This is a genomic window from Pseudomonas sp. 31-12, from assembly GCF_003151075.1.
Taxonomy (GTDB): Bacteria; Pseudomonadota; Gammaproteobacteria; order Pseudomonadales; family Pseudomonadaceae; genus Aquipseudomonas.
Window position 1 is genome coordinate 2980700 of record NZ_CP029482.1, and the last position, 18036, is coordinate 2998735.

The following is an 18036-nucleotide window of genomic DNA, read 5'->3' on the forward strand; positions in this document are numbered from 1 at the left end:
TTTGTGGCGAGGGAGCTTGCTCCCGCTCGGCTGCGCAGCAGTCGCAAAGTCAGGCAACTCGGTCTTCCTGAAAAATTGCAGGGGGCCGCTGCGCGACCCTGCGGGAGCAAGCTCCCTCGCCACAGGGAGTCTTGCTCACCAACCGGTTTTACAACACCAAATGCGGCAACCACAGCGACAGCGCCGGAATGTAGGTCACCCCCAACAGCACCAGGAACAGCACGGCGTAGAACGGCAGCAGCGCTTTCACGGTTTTTTCGATGCTGACTTTGCCCACGGCCGACCCCACAAACAATACCGCGCCCACCGGCGGCGTGATCAATCCGATCCCCAGGTTCACCAGCATGATCATGCCAAACTGCACCGGGTCCACGCCAATGCCCAGAATTACCGGCATCAGGATCGGCGTCAGGATCAGGATCAGCGGCGCCATGTCCATCACGGTGCCGAGCAACAGCAGCATGACGTTGATGCACATCAGGATCACGTATCGGTTGTCCGACAGGGTCAGGAACATCGTGGTGATCTTCGACGGAATCTGCATCAGGGTCATGATGTAGCCGAAGCTCGCGGCGAAGCCGATCAGGATCATCACGATCGAAATCGTCCGCACCGTGCGGTGCATCAGTTTTGGCAGCTCGCTCCACTTGTAGTCGCGGTAGATGAACATGGTCACGAAGAACGACCACAGCACCGCAATCGCCGCCGATTCAGTGGCGGTGAAAATACCCGAGAGAATCCCGCCGAGGATGATGACCATGGCCATCAGGCCCCACATCGCTTCGCCGCAGATTTTCAGCGCCTGCTTCAAGGGAATGACTTCGCCCTTGGGGTAGTTGCGCTTTTTCGCGAAGATCAGGCACAGCACCATCAGGCACGCGCTCATCAGCAAACCAGGGACCACGCCGGCCATGAACAGCGACGCAATCGACACCGTGCCGCCCGCGGCCAGCGAGTAGAGCACCGAGTTGTGGCTGGGCGGCGTCAGCAGCGCTTGTACCGAGCCGCTGACCGTCACGGCCGTGGCGAATTCCCGCGGGTAACCACGGCGTTCCATTTCTGGAATCAGCACCGAACCGACAGAGGCCGTGTCGGCCACCGAAGAACCGGAGATCGCGCCGAAGAAGGTCGAGGCCATGATGTTGACCAGCGACAAGCCGCCACGGACAAACCCGACCAGCACACCGGCAAACGCCACCAGCCGCCGGGACATGCCGCCCTCGGCCATGATCGCGCCCGCCAGGACGAAGAACGGAATCGCCAGCAAGGAGAATTTGTTCACACCGCCGGCGACCTGAATCATCAGCGCCTGGAACGGGATGTCGATCCACCACGCGCCGATCAGGGCGGAAAGCCCCAGTGCATAGGCGACCGGCATGCCGATCAGGATCAACGCAATAAAACTGCCCAACAGAATCAACGCGTCCATTCAGGCAGCCCCTTCGCTTTCTTCAACCAGGTCGAAACGCACGACCCGGCGGTTGCTCTGGTCACCGAGCAAGAGTTTTTCCAGGACAAAGATCAGCGTCAGCACACCGCCAATCGGGATCGGCATGTAGGTGATGCCCACGCGCAGCGTCGGCATGGCGCTCATGAACTGGTTCCAGGTCGACAGGCACAGCTTGGTGCCCCAGATGGTCATGAACAGGCAGATGGTCGCCATCAGCAATTGCGAGAAAATCGCCATCGCATTGCGCAGTCGGGGCGCCATGCGGTCAGTGAGCATCGCCACGGCCATGTGCGCGCCGGCGCGGTAACTCGCGGCGGCGCCGATGAAGGTGAAGACCATCATCAGCAAGATGGCGGTGGGCTCCGGCCAGCTTGAGCCGGTGCCGAGCACGTAACGGGCGAAGACGCCCCAGGGAATGATCAGGGAAATCGCCAGGACCGACAGACCGGCGACCCAGATGCAGGCCATGTAAATCCTGTCGTTGATGCGTAGCAGCAGATTCTTCATCGGGTTCCACCGTAACCGGGCGCGCGCTGACATACACCAACGTCAACGGCGCCGGGCCTTTCATGAGGGCAGGGAGGGTTACTGAACGGCTTCGATGCGCTTGATCAGGTCGACGTAAGGCGCGCCGTATTTCTCGCGGATCGAGGCGGTGGCCTCATAGAAAGGTTTTTTGTCTACGGTGATGAACTTGACCCCGGCGGCCTTGAGTTTTTCTTCACTGCTGGCCGTCTTCGCGTCCCACAAAATGCGTTCTTGCGCCTGTGCGGCTTTGGCGGCTTTCTTCACCAGCGTCTGCTGCTCGGGGGTGAGTTTTTCCCAGGTGATTTTCGACATCACGATAGGCTCGGGCAGGATCAGGTGGCCGGTCAGGCTGTAGAACTTGGCGTTTTGATAGTGGTTGTGCTCAAGCAGCGTTGGCGGGTTGTTTTCCGCGCCATCTATCACACCGGTCTGCAGGGCACTGAAGATTTCGCCCGTGTCCATCGCGATACCGTTACCGCCCATGGCGTTGATGGTTTCGATGAACATGGGGTTGCCCATTACGCGGATCTTCATGCCTTTGAGATCCTCGGGGCTGTTTACCGGTTTTTTTGTGTAGATGTTGCGCGTACCGCCATCCATCCAGGCCAGGGCAACCAGGCCAAACTCGGAATCGGTGATTTTGGCCAGGATTTCGTCGCCGACTTCACCGTCAATGACCTTGCGCATGTGCGCCTGATCGCGGAACACGAACGGCATGTTGAACACGTTCACATCCGGCACCACCGGCCCGACGATGCCGAGGCTGACCCGGGCCATCTGGATGGCGCCGACCTGGGCTTGTTCAACCACTTCTTTTTCCGAGCCGAGCACACCGCCGGCGAACATCTTGAAAGTCAGCGTGCCGTTGCTGTCGGCCACCAGGGTTTTGCCCAGTTGTTCTTCGGCCACCACGGTCGGGTAGCCGGCCGGGTGGATGTCGGCGAATTTGATTTCCAGCGCCTGGGCGGCACTGCTGAGGGTGAAGGCCAAGGGGAGTGCAGCGGCGAGCAAGGTGCGTTTGAAGTCCATGGGGGTGTCTCCAGTTTGTTATTTTTTTTGTATTCAAGGCGCAGCGGTGCAGCAGAATCGGTTAAAGCAGATCGTTGAACAGCGGTTCCGGTAAACCTTTGATGCCGGGGTCGAGCGCGAACACGCCGCCGGCCAATGACTGAGGGTCATGGTCGTCACCGGGGCGGATCGAGGTCACGAACAGCGTGTCCAGTCGACTGCCACCGAAGGCGCACATGGTGGGTTTTTTCACGGGGACGGCGAGGGAACGGTCCAGTCGGCCGTCCGGGGTGAAGCGGTGAATCAGTCCGGCGTCGTTGGCGCAAATCCAGTAGCCGCCTTCGGCATCAACGGCGGCGCCGTCGGGGCGGCCGGGGAACTGGTTCATGTCGACGAACAGCCGCCGGTTGGACGGGGTGCCGCTGTCGATGTCGTAATCGAAGGCCCAGATCTGCTGGACCAAGGGATGGGAATCGGACAAGTACATCGTCCGGCCGTCCGGGCTGAAGCCCAAGCCGTTGGGCACGATGAAGCCATCAAACCGCGCTTCGAGCGGCCCACGCTGTCCGGCGCTGTAGCGATACAACGTGCCGTCGGCGGCGTTGGCGCCCATGTTCAACACCATGCTGCCGGCCCAGAAACGCCCCTGACGATCACAGCGACCGTCGTTCAGGCGCATGTCGACGCGGGCGTGATCGACATGCGCGAGCAGCTCGGCGTCGAGGCTGCCGTCGTTGTGCGGCTGCAAATGGAAGAAGCCGCTTTCCATCCCGGCCACCCAGCCGCCGTCGCTGTGACGGGCGATACAGGCGAGCATTTCCGGGGCGGTCCAGGCATGGACATGCCCGCTGTCGGCGCTCCAGCGCTGCAGTCCACCGGCAGGAATATCCACCCAATACAGGGCGTTTTCCTCGGGGACCCAGACCGGGCTTTCACCGACCGCGTTTCGGGCATCGACAATCAATTCGGCTTGCATGGCGACTCATTCCCTTGGGTTTTTGTTGTGGGGATCAAGTGAGGTCAGCGGGTTCAGTCACCGAAAGGGCCGGACGACACAAACGCGCCACCCTGGTAAACCATGGCCGGGTCATCAGCGGCGGGCATCGGCTGCGCTTCGACTTTTTCGCGGAACACTTCGGAGCTGTCCTGAGGAGCAAAGCCCAGCACGGTGGCGAAACGGTTGTCCCACCAGACGTTCTTGTTGTCGGACATGCCGTAGACCACGGTATGGCCGACGTTCGGCGCGTACAGCGCGCGTTCGAGCAAGTGGGTCAGGTCGCCGAAGCTCAGCCAGGTGCTCATCATTCGGCGGTTTTGCGGTTCCGGGAACGAGGAGCCGATGCGGATGCTGACGGTCTCGATGCCGTAGCGATCGAAGTAGAAACTGGCCATGTCTTCGCCGTAGGACTTGGACAAACCGTAATAGCTGTCCGGGCGGCGAGGGCAGTGGGCGTCGATGGTTTCGCCTTGTTTGTAGAAACCGATGACGTGGTTGGAACTGGCGAAAATCACCCGCTTCACGCCATGGCGGCGCGCGGCTTCGTATATATGGAAGACGCCGCAAATGTTGGCGCCGAGGATTTCTTCAAACGAGTGCTCCGTCGATACGCCACCGAAATGCAAGATCGCGTCCACGCCTTCGACCAGTTGGTGCACGGCCTGCTTGTCTGCCAGATCGCAGGTAACGACTTCTTCGCGGTCATCGACGGCCGATGCCATGTTGGCGATGTCCGACAGGCGAATGACGTTGGCATAAGGACGCAGGCTTTCGCGCAAGACTTTACCCAGGCCACCGGCGGCACCGGTCAGCAGCAGGCGATTGAAAGGGGCTGAAGGAGTGCTGGTCATGGAAGTCCCTGAGTACGCAATTATTGTTGTAGGTTGTCGTATGACTATGCCGAAGTATCGTTAGGCTTTCCGAGTCTTGTCAACGCGACTTTGGTTGAAAATGACGGAGGGTCATTTCACACATCTCTGTGGCAAGAAGGGCTTCTGTGGCGAGGGAGCAAGCTCCCTCGCCACAAAGTTAATGTGAGCATGCAAGGAGTGTCTGCTTTACAACAACGAAATCGGGTAGCTGATGAAAATCCGGTTTTCGTCGAACTCGTTGGTGCTGAAGCTCTTGCGGATGGTTGCGTTGCGCCATTTTACATTGAGGTTCTTCAGCGGGCCGCTTTGCACGGTGTAGGCCAGTTCCGATTCGCGGCCCCATTCCTTGCCGTCGGTGATCGCCCCGGTGTGCACGTTATCGCCGCTAATGTAGCGGTTCATCATTGTCAGGCCGGGAACGCCGAGGGCGACGAAGTTGTAGTCGTGGCGCAGTTGCCAGGATTTTTCCTTGGCGTTGTCGTAGCTGGAGTTGTAGCTGTCGTTGGCCAGGGTGCCGCCGCTGGTGCCGTTGACCCGCATCCAGACATCGTCGCCGCTGAGTTTTTGCAGGCCGACGTAGAAGGTGTTGCCGCCGTATTTGGCCGAGAGCATGGCGAACGCGGTTTTGTTGTCCAGGTCGCCGGCGAAGGCGCTGCCGTCTTCCTTGCCGATGAAGTAACCGAGGTTGGCGCCCAGGGTCCAGTCGCCGATGGGCTGGCTGTGGCTCAGGTTGAAATACTGCTGCTGATAAATGTCGCTGAGCTCTGAGTACCAGACGCCGACCTGGGTGCGCTTGTCATTGAAGGCGTATTCGCCGCCGCCGAAGTTGAAGCGGTCCGAGGTGAACGCGGCTTTGGTGTTCATGGACATGTCTTCCATGCTCGCATCGTTGCGCGGGCTGTTCTGGCGGAACTGGCCGCCGTAGAGCGTCAGGCCGCTGATCTCGGTGGACGTCACCTGGCCGCCACGGAAGGTTTGCGGCAGCGAGCGGCCATCGTCGGAACGCAGGATCGGCAGCACCGGCATCCATTCCCCGACCTTCAATTCGGTCTTCGAGATTTTGCCTTTCAGCGCCACGCCCATGCGACCGAAATTGTCGGCAGGGCGGCCGTCGTCGTGGATCGGCAGTAGCTGTGTGCCGCCAGTGCCTTTGCCGCCATCGAGTTTTTGCGAGTACAAGCCCAGCACGTCCACGCCGAATCCGACGGGGCCCGGAGTGAACCCGGACTTGGCGTCGAGGATGAAGTTTTGCGTCCACTCTTCAGCTTTGCCCTGTGGGTAGGCCGGGTTGGTGTAGTTGCGATTGATGTAGGCGTTGCGCAGGTTCAGCGTGGCTTTGGCGTCATCGACGAACCCTTCTGCATTGCTGGTCATGGGCAAGGCGAAGGCCAGGCTGCTGCAACCGATCAGGCTCAGGGTGTGGCGGCGTACGAAGGTCGGGCGAAGGGTGCTGGCGAAGGAGTTGCGGACGAGTTTGCTCACAGTGACGCTCCCTTTTTTCTTGTTGTTTTTATTTTTTGTCATACGTCGTCGTACAACATCGGGGGCGATTATTTGCGAGGCTTTCAGGGGTTGTCAATCAGAAGTTATACGATGACTTAGACAGCTGCCGATATCTGAAGGGCGAACATCGGTTGCGCCAACGGCTGATACGGCGACGAGTCATGGCTCGGAAGCAGAGGTCGCCGCGAGGTAGAGCGGATGCTAGTCTTGGCCAACGCTGTTGCCAGGGAGCCCTCATGGGCAATCACAAGATCGAGATTCGTCGCAGTAACGTCGAGAAGATTTTGCTGGGGGCCGAAAAGGTCTTCGCCGAAAAAGGCTTCGGCGGCACCGCCATGGCTGACATTGCTGCAGAAGTGCAACTGCCGCGCTCCAACCTGCATTACTACTTCAGCACCAAAAGCGAGCTGTACAGCGCCGTGCTGTTGGGTTTGCTGGAAGTGTGGAAGCAGGACGCGTTGTGCTTCGAGATGTTCGACGACCCGCGCGTGGTGCTCAGCAGCTACATCCGCGCCAAGATGAACCACTCCCGCAGCCGGCCTTATGGCTCGAAAGTCTGGGCCAATGAAATCATCCACGGCGCCCCGACGCTGGGCGTGGCGCTGGACGCGAGCCTGTACGACTGGGCCAAGATGAAAGAAGCGAAAATCCGCCAGTGGGTGGACGACAAACGCATCCTGCCGGTGGAGCCTTCAAGCCTGCTGTACATGATCTGGGCTTCGACCCAGCATTACGCGGACTTTGATCATCAGGTGAATATCCTCAATGATCATCAGCCGCTGTCGGACATGCAGTTCGAGCGGGCGGTGCAGACGGTGACGAGTGTGATATTGCGGGGGATTGGGTTGGAGCCTTGAGAATATCGGTGTTCTTTAGAGCCACCCCCTCACCCCAGCCCTCTCCCCAAAGGGGAGAAGGGGAAAGGGAGCTGATCTTCGTTGTATTCAAACCTGAGTTCGACTCAGATTTCCCCGGTCGCAAACTATCTAAAAAACACCTCGGTCAGTCTCCTCGCCCCTTTGGGGAGAGGGTTAGGGTGAGGGGCGGATTTCTGATCAATCAAACATTCAAAGGGCGACATGGTACGGATTCCTCGGATCATGATTCCAATCCAGAAACGGCTTGCCGTTCTCCATCGGCACCATCTCGATGCAATCCTCCACCGGGCAGGTAATCTGGCACAGGTTGCAGCCCACGCACTCGTCATCAATCACTTCGTACTTATGCGTCCCGTCCGCCTGCTTCAGGCTCGCCACCGCCTGGTGCGAAGTGTCTTCGCAAGCGATGTGGCAACGCCCGCAACCGATACACGCCTCCTGATCAATCTTCGCGATCACCTGATAGTTGATGTCCAGGTACTTCCAGTCCGTGGTGTTGCCCACCGCGCGGCCGGAAAATTCCGAAATGCTGGCGTAACCCTGACTGTCCATCCAGCGTGACAACCCATCCTTCATTTCTTCGACAATCCGGAAGCCATGCAGCATCGCCGCCGTGCACACCTGCACCGAGCCGCTGCCCAGGGCGATGAATTCCGCGGCATCGCGCCAGCTGCCGATGCCGCCAATGCCGGAGATCGGCAGGCCTTGGGTCTGCGGGTCGCGGGCGATTTCGGCGACCATGTTCAGCGCAATCGGCTTCACCGCCGAGCCGCAATAACCGCCATGGGTACTTTGGTTGCCGACGGCGGGATTGGCGACCATGCGCTCCAGATTGACGCTGGTGATCGAGTTGATGGTGTTGATCAGCGATACCGCATCTGCTCCACCGCGATGGGCTGCTCGGGCGGCAACGCGGATGTCGGTGATGTTCGGCGTGAGCTTGACGATCACCGGCAGCGAGCAATACGTCTTGCACCAACGGGTGACCTGCTCGACGTACTCCGGCACCTGGCCGACCGCCGCGCCCATGCCGCGTTCCGGCATGCCGTGCGGACAACCGAAGTTCAGCTCGATGCCGTCGGCGCCGGTGGCTTCCACCAGCGGCAGGATGAATTTCCATGACTCTTCGACGCAGGGCACCATCAGCGAAACGATCAGCGCGCGGTCCGGCCAATCCTTTTTGACCTGGGTGATTTCCCGCAGGTTGATCTCCAGCGAGCGGTCGGTAATCAGCTCGATATTGTTGAAACCCACCACTTCACGGTTGGCGCCGAAGAGCGCGGAGTATCGCGAGGACACGTTGACCGCCGCCGGGTCTTCACCCAGGGTTTTCCAGACCACGCCGCCCCAGCCAGCCTCGAAGGCGCGAACCACGTTGTAAGCCTTGTCGGTCGGCGGCGCGGAGGCCAGCCAGAACGGATTCGGGGATTTGATGCCAGCGAAGACAATCGAAAGATCGGCCATTTACGCAGCCTCCACGTTGAGCATCAGTTGAGCGTTGATGGCCTCGGCCGCCTGTTTGCCATGCTGCACGGCTTGCACGGTGAGGTCCTGGTCGAGGCTGGTGCAGTCGCCACCGGCATACACGCCGGGAATGCTGGTACGCAGCTGTTCATCGACCTGGATTCGATCGCCCTGACGCTTGAGTTCGCGTGCCAGTGGATCGGCTAGGGCGCTGGCATCGAAGGCCTGGCCGATGGCTTTGAAAATCGCGTCGGCCGCCAATTCGAAGGTTTCGCCGGTGGTTTGCAAGCGACCTTCTACCAGGTGCGTGCGGGCGAAACGCATGCCGCGCACGTTGCCTTGGTCATTGAGCAGCACTTCTTCGGGCTGCGCCCAGGTCAGCAAACGCACCTGATTGGCTTTGGCGATGTCCTGTTCGTGGCCGGTGGCGCCCATTTCCTCGACGCCGCGGCGGTACACCAGATTCACGTCGCGAGCCCCGAGGCGGGCCATTTGCACGGCCATGTCGATGGCCGTATTGCCGGCGCCGAGGACGATGCAATGATCCGCCAACGGCAGTTGACTCAGGTCATCCGCCTGACGCAGTTCGCGGATGTAGTCGGTGGCCGCGAGCAGGCCGGGCGCATCTTCGTGAGGCAAGCCGAGTTGTTTACTGGCGGCCAGACCGAGGCCGAGGAACACCGCGTCGAATTGCTGATGCAGTTCGCTGAGGCTCAGGTTTTCGCCGAGTTTCTGCCCGTGACGGATTTCGATGCCGCCAATCTGCAGCAGAAACTCAAGTTCCTTTTGCGCGTAGTCATCCACCAGTTTGTATTTGGCGATCCCGTACTCGTTGAGGCCGCCAGCCTTTTCCCGCGCCTCGAAAATCACCACGTCGTGGCCATGCATCGCACTGCGGTGAGCGCAGGACAAACCGGCCGGACCGGCACCGACTACGGCAATGCGTTTACCGGTGGCGGCGGCGCGCTGGAAGGGGTGTTCGCTGAAATGCGCGTTGTCGACCGCGTAACGTTGCAACAGGCCGATCAGCACCGGTGCGCATTCGTGGTCGTTGTTACGCACGCAGGCTTGCTGGCAGAGGATTTCCGTCGGGCACACCCGGGCGCAACTGCCGCCGAGGATGTTCGCCGAGAGGATTTTCTGCGCGGCGCCCTGGACGTTTTCCTGATGGATATTGCGAATGAACGACGGAATATCGATCTCGCTCGGACAGGCGTTCACGCATGGCGCGTCGTAGCAATACAGGCAGCGCGAGGCTTCAAGATGGGCCTGGCGGTCGTTGAGTGGCGGCGCCAGGTCGGTGAAATGGCCGGCGAGGGTGGCCGCATTCTCATAGGGATGCGGGAGGTGGTTCAGGGTCTTGATCACGGTGTTGGCCTCACGGTTATTGAGGTGATGCCTCTGATGGGCATTGATTTTTGTGGCGCTTGTACTGGCGCCATCGCGAGCAGGCTCGCTCCCACAGGGGAGCGCATTTCAAATGTGGGAGCGAGCCTGCTCGCGATGGCCGAAGGCCTCGATTTCAGCGTTTCACAGCAGTCGGCTTATTTTGTTCAGCCCGCTTGCTCAGCAAATCAAACACCGCCGGATACGCCGGTCGTTCGACATACCGCCCGGCACCACGCTCGGCCCGCAAGTCGCCATCAGCCCACACCACCCGGCCCTGGCTCACGGTATGGCTCGGTACGCCACGTACGGTCTTGCCTTCGAAGATGTTGAAGTCGACCTGCTGGTGGTGAGTTTTCGCCGAAATGGTCCGTGTCCCCTCCGGGTCCCACAGCACCAGGTCCGCATCCGCACCCACGCGAATCGCCCCTTTGCGCGGGTAGAGGTTGAAGATCTTCGCGGTGTTGGTGGAGGTCAGCGCCACGAAGTGCTGCATCGACAAACGCCCGGTGTTGACCCCTTCATCCCAGAGCACGGCCATGCGGTCTTCGATACCGGCGGTGCCGTTGGGGATCTTGCTGAAGTCATCGCGGCCGGCGGCTTTCTGCTCGGCGCAGAAGCAGCAATGGTCGGTGGCGGTGGTGTGCAGGTTGCCCGATTGCAGGCCATGCCAAAGCGCTTCCTGATGGCCGCGAGGACGGAAGGGCGGGCTCATCACGTAACCGGCGGCGGTCTGCCAGTCCGGGTGTTGGTAGACGCTGTCGTCCAGCAGCAAATGCCCGGCCAGTACTTCGCCGTAGACTTGCTGGCCCTTGCTGCGGGCGTAGGTGATTTCGTCCAGCGCTTCCTTGGTCGAGACATGCACCAGGTACAGCGGCGTGCCCAGGGTTTCGGCGATACGGATCGCCCGGCTGGCGGCTTCGCCTTCCACTTGGGAAGGGCGCGACAGCGGATGCGCTTCAGGCCCGGTCATGCCCTGGGCCATCAGCTTGCGTTGCAGGTGGTAGACCAGCTCGCCGTTTTCCGCGTGCACCGTCGGCACCGCGCCGAGTTCCAGGCAGCGCTCGAAACTCGCCACCAAGGTGTCATCGGCCGCCATGATCGCGTTCTTGTACGCCATGAAATGTTTGAAGCTGTTGACCCCGTGCTGGCTGACCAGCTCGGCCATTTCCTCGCGAACCTGTTCGCTCCACCAGGTTATCGCGACGTGGAAACCGTAATCCGACGCCGATTTCTCGGCCCAGCCGCGCCATTGATGAAACGCTTCCATCAAGGATTGCTGCGGATTGGGAATCACGAAATCGATGATCGACGTGGTGCCACCGGCAAGGCCTGCCGCCGTGCCGCTGAAAAAGTCTTCACTGGCGACGGTGCCCATGAAGGGCAGTTGCATGTGCGTGTGCGGGTCGATGCCGCCGGGCATCAGGTATTGGCCGCTGCCGTCGAGCACTTCAGCGCCCGCCGGAACATCAAGGTTGTCGCCAATGGCTTTAATCACGCCATCAGCGCAATAGACGTCGGCGCGATAACTTTCATCATGGGTAATAACGGTGGCGCCACGGATCAACAGAGACATTCCGAGTTCCTCGCAGGCAATGACCGACTTATGCCGGTTCTAAATGTTTTATATGAAGCTGACGCAAACAGGAGTATTCCTGTCAACGCTGTCAGGAATAGAAGCTAGTCTGAGTTTATGGAATGAGCAAGAATATTTTTTATAAGCTTATGACTGTTTTAATATATTGATAATTAACGATAAAAACGTTAACTCACCAAAATGGTGTGGCTTCGAACCATTTTGACGCACTTGACAGGTTCTAAAAATGAACGAGATTTCTTATGTGAAATCAGCTGCTTGAGGATGGTCTATGGTTGATGCGCAACTTTGAAAAAAAGATGTATGCACCAGATTGAGCCCTGACTGTTCGGACAACTTGCCTGGCATTCGGCCTGAGTGAACAGGCAAGTCACCGAGGACTTATCCGGACTGTATATAAAAACTGATAAACATCAGTGGGTTGCGGAGTTTTTGTGGAACTGCCCGATGCGCAACAGGGGTGCCCGGCACGCTTATTGATGCCGCCAGCCCCTGATGAGCAAAAAATAATTCAAAGAACAGTGGAGCGGCCATGCAACAGATCAGATCGCAAGTGACCGAGCGCGACGGCTTGTTTGAGCTCGAAGCCGGCAGCGACGTCCTCGACAGTCCCCGTTACAACCACGACATGGCACCGACCAAGGTGCACGAGCGAACCTGGAACAAATGGCACATCACAGCGTTGTGGGTTGGCATGGCGATTTGCGTGCCGACCTACACCCTCGGCGGCGTACTCACCGCCTATTTCGGCTTGAGTGTCGGTGAAGCGCTGCTGGCGATTCTGTTCGCCAACATCATCGTGCTGATCCCGCTGACCCTGAACGCCTTTCCCGGTACCAAGTACGGCATTCCGTTTCCGGTGCTGTTGCGCTCGTCCTTCGGCATTCTTGGCTCCAACGTTCCGTGTCTGATCCGAGCGCTGGTGGCGTGCGGCTGGTTCGGCGTTCAGACGATGTTCGGCGGGCTGGCCATTCACCTGTTTCTCGGTTCGGTGTTCGACGGTTGGAAAGCCCTCGGCGGGACCGGTGAAGTGATCGGCTTCATGGTGTTCTGGGCCTTGAACCTGTGGGTGGTGATTCGCGGTGCGGACTCGATCAAATGGCTCGAAACCCTTTCCGCGCCTTTATTGGTGCTGGTGGGCGTGGGGCTGCTGGTGTGGGCGATGCCGAACGTGTCGATGACCGAATTGATGGCGATCCCACCCAAGCGTCCGGAAGGGGCCAGCGTGGTCAGTTACTTTGCCGCCGGGTTGACCGCGATGGTCGGGTTCTGGGCCACTTTGTCGCTGAACATCCCGGACTTCAGCCGCTATGCGAAAAGCCAGAAAGACCAGATCGTTGGACAGATTATCGGCTTGCCCCTGACCATGTTCCTGTTCGCCTCGCTGGGCGTGGTGATGACTGCCGCCTCGGTCAAACTGGTGGGCGTCACCGTCTCCGATCCGGTCACCCTGATCGGCCACATCCAGAGCCCGGTCTGGGTCGCATTGGCCATGGCACTGATCATCATCGCGACATTGTCGACCAACACCGCGGCCAATATCGTTTCGCCGACCAACGACTTCCAGAACGTCGCGCCCAAGCTCATCAACCGCACCAAAGCGGTGATCCTCACCGGCCTGGTCGGCCTGGCGCTGATGGCCCATGAACTGCTGAAGAAGCTCGGGTTGATCGTCTCGGATGTGAGCCTGGAGACCGTGTATTCCAACTGGCTGTTGGGCTATTCGAGCCTGTTGGGCCCGATCGCCGGGATCATGGTGGTGGACTATTTCCTGATCAAGAAACAGCAACTGGACCTGGCCGGGTTGTATCGCGATGACGTGTACCCGGCGTGGAACTGGTTCGGCTTTATCGCGTTTGGCGTGCCAGTGGCGTTGACGCTGCTGTCGCTGGGCAGCGATGCATTCAGCTGGTTCTACAGCTATGGCTGGTTCACCGGCTCGGCGCTGGGTGGGCTGATTTATTACGGGTTGTGCTCGATGCGGCCTAATCCGACTGTCGTGAAATCGGCGGTGTGAACACTGGCCTCTTCGCGGGCAAGCCCGCTCCCACAGGGATTGAGGTCGTACACAAATGCTGTGTACACCCGATTCACTGTGGGAGCGGGCTTGCTCGCGAAGACGGCCTTCCAGACGCCCAAGAAAATCCCTGAAGAAATCCATAAGAACTGCCTGAGGAGATCATCATGAACGCTGCTGTAGACGTTCTGCAGTCCACCCATCAGCACATCAACCGCGACCGCTTGTGGCAGTCGCTCATGGACCTGGCCAGACTCGGCGCCACGGTCAAGGGGGGCGTCTGCCGCCTGGCCCTGACCGATCTGGACCGTCAGGCCCGGGACATCTTCGTCAACTGGTGCGAAGAGGCCGGTTGCACCGTCAGCATCGACGCCGTCGGCAACATCTTCGCCCGCCGCCCCGGGCGCAATCCGAACCTGCCTCCCGTCATGACCGGCAGCCACATAGACACCCAACCCACTGGCGGCAAGTTCGACGGCTGCTTCGGCGTTCTGGCCGGCGTTGAAGTGCTGCGTACCCTCAACGACCTCGGCGTGGAAACCGAGGCGCCGCTGGAAGTGGTGGTCTGGACCAACGAAGAAGGCTCGCGCTTCGCTCCGTGCATGATGGGCTCCGGCGTGTTCGCGGAAAAATTCACCCTCGAAGAAACCCTGGCCAAGGTCGATGCCGAGGGCGTCACCGTTGGCGAAGCCCTCAACGCTATCGGCTACGCCGGCCCACGCAAGGTCAGCGGCCACGCCGTCGGTGCTTATTTCGAGGCGCACATCGAACAAGGCCCGATCCTCGAGGACGAACACAAAACCATCGGTGTGGTGATGGGCGCTCTCGGCCAGAAATGGTTCGACCTGAAACTGCGCGGCGTCGAAGCTCACGCGGGCCCGACGCCTATGCACCTGCGCAAGGATGCCCTGGTCGGCGCCGCCGTGATTGTCGGCGCAGTGAACCGCGCCGCCCTCGGCCATCAGCCGCATGCTTGCGGCACCGTCGGTTGCCTGCAAGCCTATCCGGGCTCACGCAATGTCATTCCTGGTGAAGTGCGCATGACCCTGGATTTTCGTCATCTGGAACCGGCGCGCCTGGACTCGATGATTGCTGAAGTCCGCGAAGTCATCGAAACCACCTGCGAAGAACACGGCCTGACCTTCGAACTCACGCCCACTGCCGACTTCCCGCCGCTGTACTTCGACAAGGCTTGCGTCGAAGCGGTACGCGGCGCGGCGCAAGGCTTGGGGTTGTCGCACATGGACATCGTCAGCGGAGCAGGGCACGACGCGATCTTCCTCGCCGAACTCGGCCCGGCCGGGATGATCTTCGTGCCGTGCGAAGGCGGCATCAGCCACAACGAAATCGAAAACGCCGCGCCGGATGATCTGGCGGCCGGGTGTGCGGTGTTGTTGCGGGCAATGCTGGCGGCGTCGGCGGCGATTGCCAGCGGCCAATTGGCGGCCTGAAGCGCGAACACGGTCGTAGGCTTTGGCAGCGCATGCGCCGCCCAAACCTGCGATCGACCGTGACTCAGTGGCGCGCTTGCTTCGCTTTGAAGATCAGCATCCCCGCGAGCATCGCCATGAAAAACACCCAGGCCTGCCAATGCCCCGTTGGCAATAACACCAGCGCGGGCCCAGGGCAGATGCCCGCAATGCCCCAGCCGACTCCGAACAACAGGCTGCCAGCGATCAGGCGTCGATCCAACTCGCGACTGACCGGCAGTTGCATCGGCGCCCCCAGCAAAGACGTGGCGTGTTTCACCGCCCAATGAAACGGCGCCCAGGCCACCGCAATGGCAGCGATCATCACCAGTGCCAGGGAGGGATCCCATCGCCCGGTGATATCGAGAAACCCCAGCACCTTGGCCGGGTTGGCCATGCCGGCCAACAGCAGGCCGATGCCGAACACCAGGCCGGCGAGGAAAGCGGTCAGCTTTTTCATGCTCAAACCCCCAACAGATGACGCACCACAAACACGGTCACAAAGCCTGTGAACATAAAACACAACGTCGCAACGATGGAGCGTGGTGACAGGCGCGAGATGCCGCACACCCCGTGGCCGCTGGTGCATCCCGAGCCATATCGGGTGCCGATCCCGACGCACAATCCAGCGATGATCAGTCCCACGGCGCCCGTCTTGAATTCAATGGTCGGCCACGCCTGAAACAGCGCCCAAAGCAGGGGGGCGGCCAGCAGTCCGAGGATGAACACGGCTTTCTCACCTCGACCGGAATCGCCGGATGACATCAGGCTGCCCAGCAATCCACTGATCCCGGCAATCCGTCCATTGGCCACGATCATCACGCTGGCCGCCAAGCCGATCAGAGCACCTCCGGCCAACGCGGGCCACGGGGTGAAGTTAATCGTATCGAGCATCATCGCCATTCTCCGGTCCGGTAAAAATCAGCATGCAGGCACGCGTTAGCTTGAGCTTAGAGCAGCACCTGCAAGAAAACCCTACGACCAAAGATCCCAATGTCTGCCGACGCGTCACAAACCTAATCCGGATAAGTTGACGAGGCTGGAAGCGTCTTTGCTGGTGCAGTAATTAACATCCTCCTCACACGGTCTGTAGCAGCGGCTGCACCTGCTTTGCACTATCCCACCCCCTCGCGGTCGTAATCTTCACAGGGCGGCGCGTCGCTGCGCCGCTGCACCCGTGGAGATCCAATGAGCCAGGACGTCCTGACCACCGAAACCAATCGCCGCCAGTTGCAGCAGATCATCGCCGGTTTGTCCGACGGGGTGATTCTGCTGGAGCTCGACCAGACCATCCTGTGGGCCAATGAAGCCGCGCTGGCCATGCACGGCGTCAGTCGGATCGGCGAATTGGGCGTGAATGCCAAGGAATACGCCAGGCGCTTTGCCTTGCGCTATCGCAATAATCACCCGGTGGCGCCGGAGAACTACCCGATCAGCCGCGTCGCCAAGGGCGAGACGTTCGCCGATGTGCTGGTTGAGGTGACACCGACCGACGACGAAGAACGTACCTGGGTGCATAACGTGCGCAGCATGGTGCTGGCCGACAGCGCAGGCGAGCCGGAGTCGCTGGTGTTGATCATGGACGACGTCACGGAGTGGGCCAGCGCCGAGCAGCGATTCGAGAAGACTTTCAACGCCAACCCGGCGCCGGCGGTGATCTGTCGCCTCAGCGATTTGCGTTACATCAAGGTCAATGCGGGCTTTCTGGAAATGACCGGCTATGCCCGCGACCAAGTGATCGGGGCGTCGACCTATGAGCTGGACATCCTGGACGGGGTAGAAAACAGAGACCTGGCGATCGAGCGTCTGCGCGATCACGCCACGATCCCGCAGATGCAGGCCGAACTGAAACTGCCCGAAGGCGGCAGCAAACAGGTGATCGTCGCCGGCCAACCGCTGGAGTTCAACGAGGAAGACTGCATGCTCTTTTCCTTCGTCGACATGGAGCCGCGTCACAAGGCCGAGGTGGCCTTGCGTCAGAGCGAGGAACGATTTGCCAAGGCGTTTCGCCTGACGCCAGTGCCGACATTGGTCTGCGATGCGCAGGACCAGGTGGTGATCGACGTGAATGAGGCCTTCCTGGACACCCTCGCGTACCCCAGTGAAGAAGTGCTTGGCAAGACCGTTGCCGAACTCGACTTTATCGATGACAAGAGCGCGCGCACCCGGCTGTTTGCGGCGCTGGAGAAGGCCGGAAGCCTGGATAGGGTCGATGTCAGAATCCGCCGGAAAGACTCGACCTTGATCGAATGCACGGTGTCGGCCGACACCGTGAACATTCAGGACAATCCTTGCTACCTGCTGGTGCTGATGAACATCACCGAACGCAAACGCACCGAGCTGGAGCTGGTGGCGGCGATCGAGGAGGTGATGAAAGACGCCTCCTGGTTCACCCGCACGCTCATCGAAAAGCTCGCCAACGTGAAGAACATCAACTCGCCGCAGTTGCCCAGCGTGTCCTTCACCGACCTGACTGCCCGAGAGCGCGATGTACTCGGGCTGATCTGCGAAGGCCTTGCGGACAAGGAAATCGCAGCGCGCCTGAAACTGGCGCCAAACACCGTACGCAACCACGTATCGACGGTTTATTCCAAGCTGGATGTGCACAGCCGCAGCGAGGCGATTGTGTGGGCGCGAGAGCGCGGTCTGTTCTCCAGCGAGTGGCGGCCCAAAGGTCAGCGTTAAGGTGCAAATGCACTAGGCCGGGCAGTGCAAATGGATGTTCTGGCGGGTCGTGGCAGTTCTTAATCTGTAAGGGTGCGAAACGGGCTTTTGGTCGGTATCGCGTCCTCTACGAAACAGCTTAAGGAACAGTCGCATGCTCGGCCAATTCAACAGGTTTTCAGTCGACGGGGTCAGCCGGCCCA

15 protein-coding genes are annotated in these 18036 nt (G+C 60.1%); 4 read left to right on the top strand and 11 right to left on the bottom strand.

Going from position 1 to position 18036, the window contains the following annotated elements; translation table 11 throughout:
- Positions 1 to 148 precede the first annotated feature (148 nt).
- The 6 genes from DJ564_RS14125 to DJ564_RS14150 all read right to left on the bottom strand — a co-directional run bounded on the left by DJ564_RS14125 (position 149) and on the right by DJ564_RS14150 (position 6337).
- The gene (locus tag DJ564_RS14125) at positions 149 to 1429 is read right to left on the bottom strand and encodes a TRAP transporter large permease (RefSeq protein ID WP_109630287.1); all 1281 of its coding nucleotides are present in this window, start codon (positions 1427 to 1429) and stop codon (positions 149 to 151) included.
- Positions 1430 to 1957 carry a TRAP transporter small permease gene (locus DJ564_RS14130; protein WP_109630290.1) on the bottom strand — a complete coding sequence of 176 codons (528 nt, stop codon included), beginning with the start codon at positions 1955 to 1957 and terminating at the stop codon, positions 1430 to 1432. It lies immediately after the preceding gene.
- Between the two features lie 78 nt (positions 1958 to 2035).
- Positions 2036 to 3007 (bottom strand): TRAP transporter substrate-binding protein, encoded by a 972-nt coding sequence (locus DJ564_RS14135; RefSeq protein WP_109630293.1) that lies wholly within the window; start codon positions 3005 to 3007, stop codon positions 2036 to 2038.
- A 61-nt stretch (positions 3008 to 3068) separates the two neighbouring features.
- Complete coding sequence (locus tag DJ564_RS14140; protein WP_109630296.1) at positions 3069 to 3962, bottom strand: SMP-30/gluconolactonase/LRE family protein; 894 nt, start codon at positions 3960 to 3962, stop codon at positions 3069 to 3071.
- A gap of 53 nt (positions 3963 to 4015) precedes the next feature.
- A complete protein-coding gene (locus tag DJ564_RS14145) occupies positions 4016 to 4834 on the bottom strand; it encodes an NAD(P)-dependent oxidoreductase (RefSeq protein ID WP_109630299.1) in 819 nt (272 codons plus the stop codon).
- 207 nt (positions 4835 to 5041) lie between these two features.
- The gene (locus DJ564_RS14150) at positions 5042 to 6337 is read right to left on the bottom strand and encodes an OprD family porin (protein ID WP_109630302.1); all 1296 of its coding nucleotides are present in this window, start codon (positions 6335 to 6337) and stop codon (positions 5042 to 5044) included.
- Between the two features lie 257 nt (positions 6338 to 6594).
- Between DJ564_RS14150 and DJ564_RS14155 the strand changes: the two genes are divergently transcribed.
- Positions 6595 to 7215 carry a TetR/AcrR family transcriptional regulator gene (locus DJ564_RS14155; protein WP_010455096.1) on the top strand — a complete coding sequence of 207 codons (621 nt, stop codon included), beginning with the start codon at positions 6595 to 6597 and terminating at the stop codon, positions 7213 to 7215.
- 210 nt (positions 7216 to 7425) lie between these two features.
- Here the strand turns inward: DJ564_RS14155 and preA are convergent, their stop codons facing one another.
- From preA to hydA, 3 genes are all read right to left on the bottom strand, one after another.
- Positions 7426 to 8700 carry an NAD-dependent dihydropyrimidine dehydrogenase subunit PreA gene (preA, locus tag DJ564_RS14160; protein WP_109630305.1) on the bottom strand — a complete coding sequence of 425 codons (1275 nt, stop codon included), beginning with the start codon at positions 8698 to 8700 and terminating at the stop codon, positions 7426 to 7428.
- Positions 8701 to 10068, bottom strand: coding sequence for an NAD(P)-dependent oxidoreductase (locus DJ564_RS14165; protein ID WP_109630307.1), 1368 nt, complete (start codon positions 10066 to 10068; stop codon positions 8701 to 8703).
- Positions 10069 to 10222: 154 nt separating this feature from the next.
- Positions 10223 to 11662, bottom strand: a complete 1440-nt coding sequence (gene hydA / locus DJ564_RS14170; RefSeq protein ID WP_109630310.1) for a dihydropyrimidinase — start codon at positions 11660 to 11662, stop codon at positions 10223 to 10225.
- 553 nt (positions 11663 to 12215) lie between these two features.
- Here hydA and DJ564_RS14175 point away from each other — a divergent pair.
- Together DJ564_RS14175 and DJ564_RS14180 are read left to right on the top strand one after the other, a co-directional pair.
- Positions 12216 to 13700 (top strand): NCS1 family nucleobase:cation symporter-1, encoded by a 1485-nt coding sequence (locus DJ564_RS14175; RefSeq protein WP_109630313.1) that lies wholly within the window; start codon positions 12216 to 12218, stop codon positions 13698 to 13700.
- A 167-nt stretch (positions 13701 to 13867) separates the two neighbouring features.
- Entirely contained in the window at positions 13868 to 15151 is a 1284-nt protein-coding gene (locus tag DJ564_RS14180) for a Zn-dependent hydrolase (RefSeq protein ID WP_109630315.1), read from the top strand.
- A gap of 64 nt (positions 15152 to 15215) precedes the next feature.
- Here DJ564_RS14180 and DJ564_RS14185 read toward each other — a convergent pair whose 3' ends face one another.
- Together DJ564_RS14185 and DJ564_RS14190 are read right to left on the bottom strand one after the other, a co-directional pair.
- Complete coding sequence (locus tag DJ564_RS14185; RefSeq protein ID WP_109630318.1) at positions 15216 to 15629, bottom strand: DUF6691 family protein; 414 nt, start codon at positions 15627 to 15629, stop codon at positions 15216 to 15218.
- A 2-nt stretch (positions 15630 to 15631) separates the two neighbouring features.
- Positions 15632 to 16066 (bottom strand): YeeE/YedE family protein, encoded by a 435-nt coding sequence (locus DJ564_RS14190; protein ID WP_109630321.1) that lies wholly within the window; start codon positions 16064 to 16066, stop codon positions 15632 to 15634.
- Between the two features lie 291 nt (positions 16067 to 16357).
- Between DJ564_RS14190 and DJ564_RS14195 the strand changes: the two genes are divergently transcribed.
- Entirely contained in the window at positions 16358 to 17854 is a 1497-nt protein-coding gene (locus tag DJ564_RS14195) for a helix-turn-helix transcriptional regulator (protein WP_109630324.1), read from the top strand.
- Positions 17855 to 18036 lie beyond the last annotated feature (182 nt).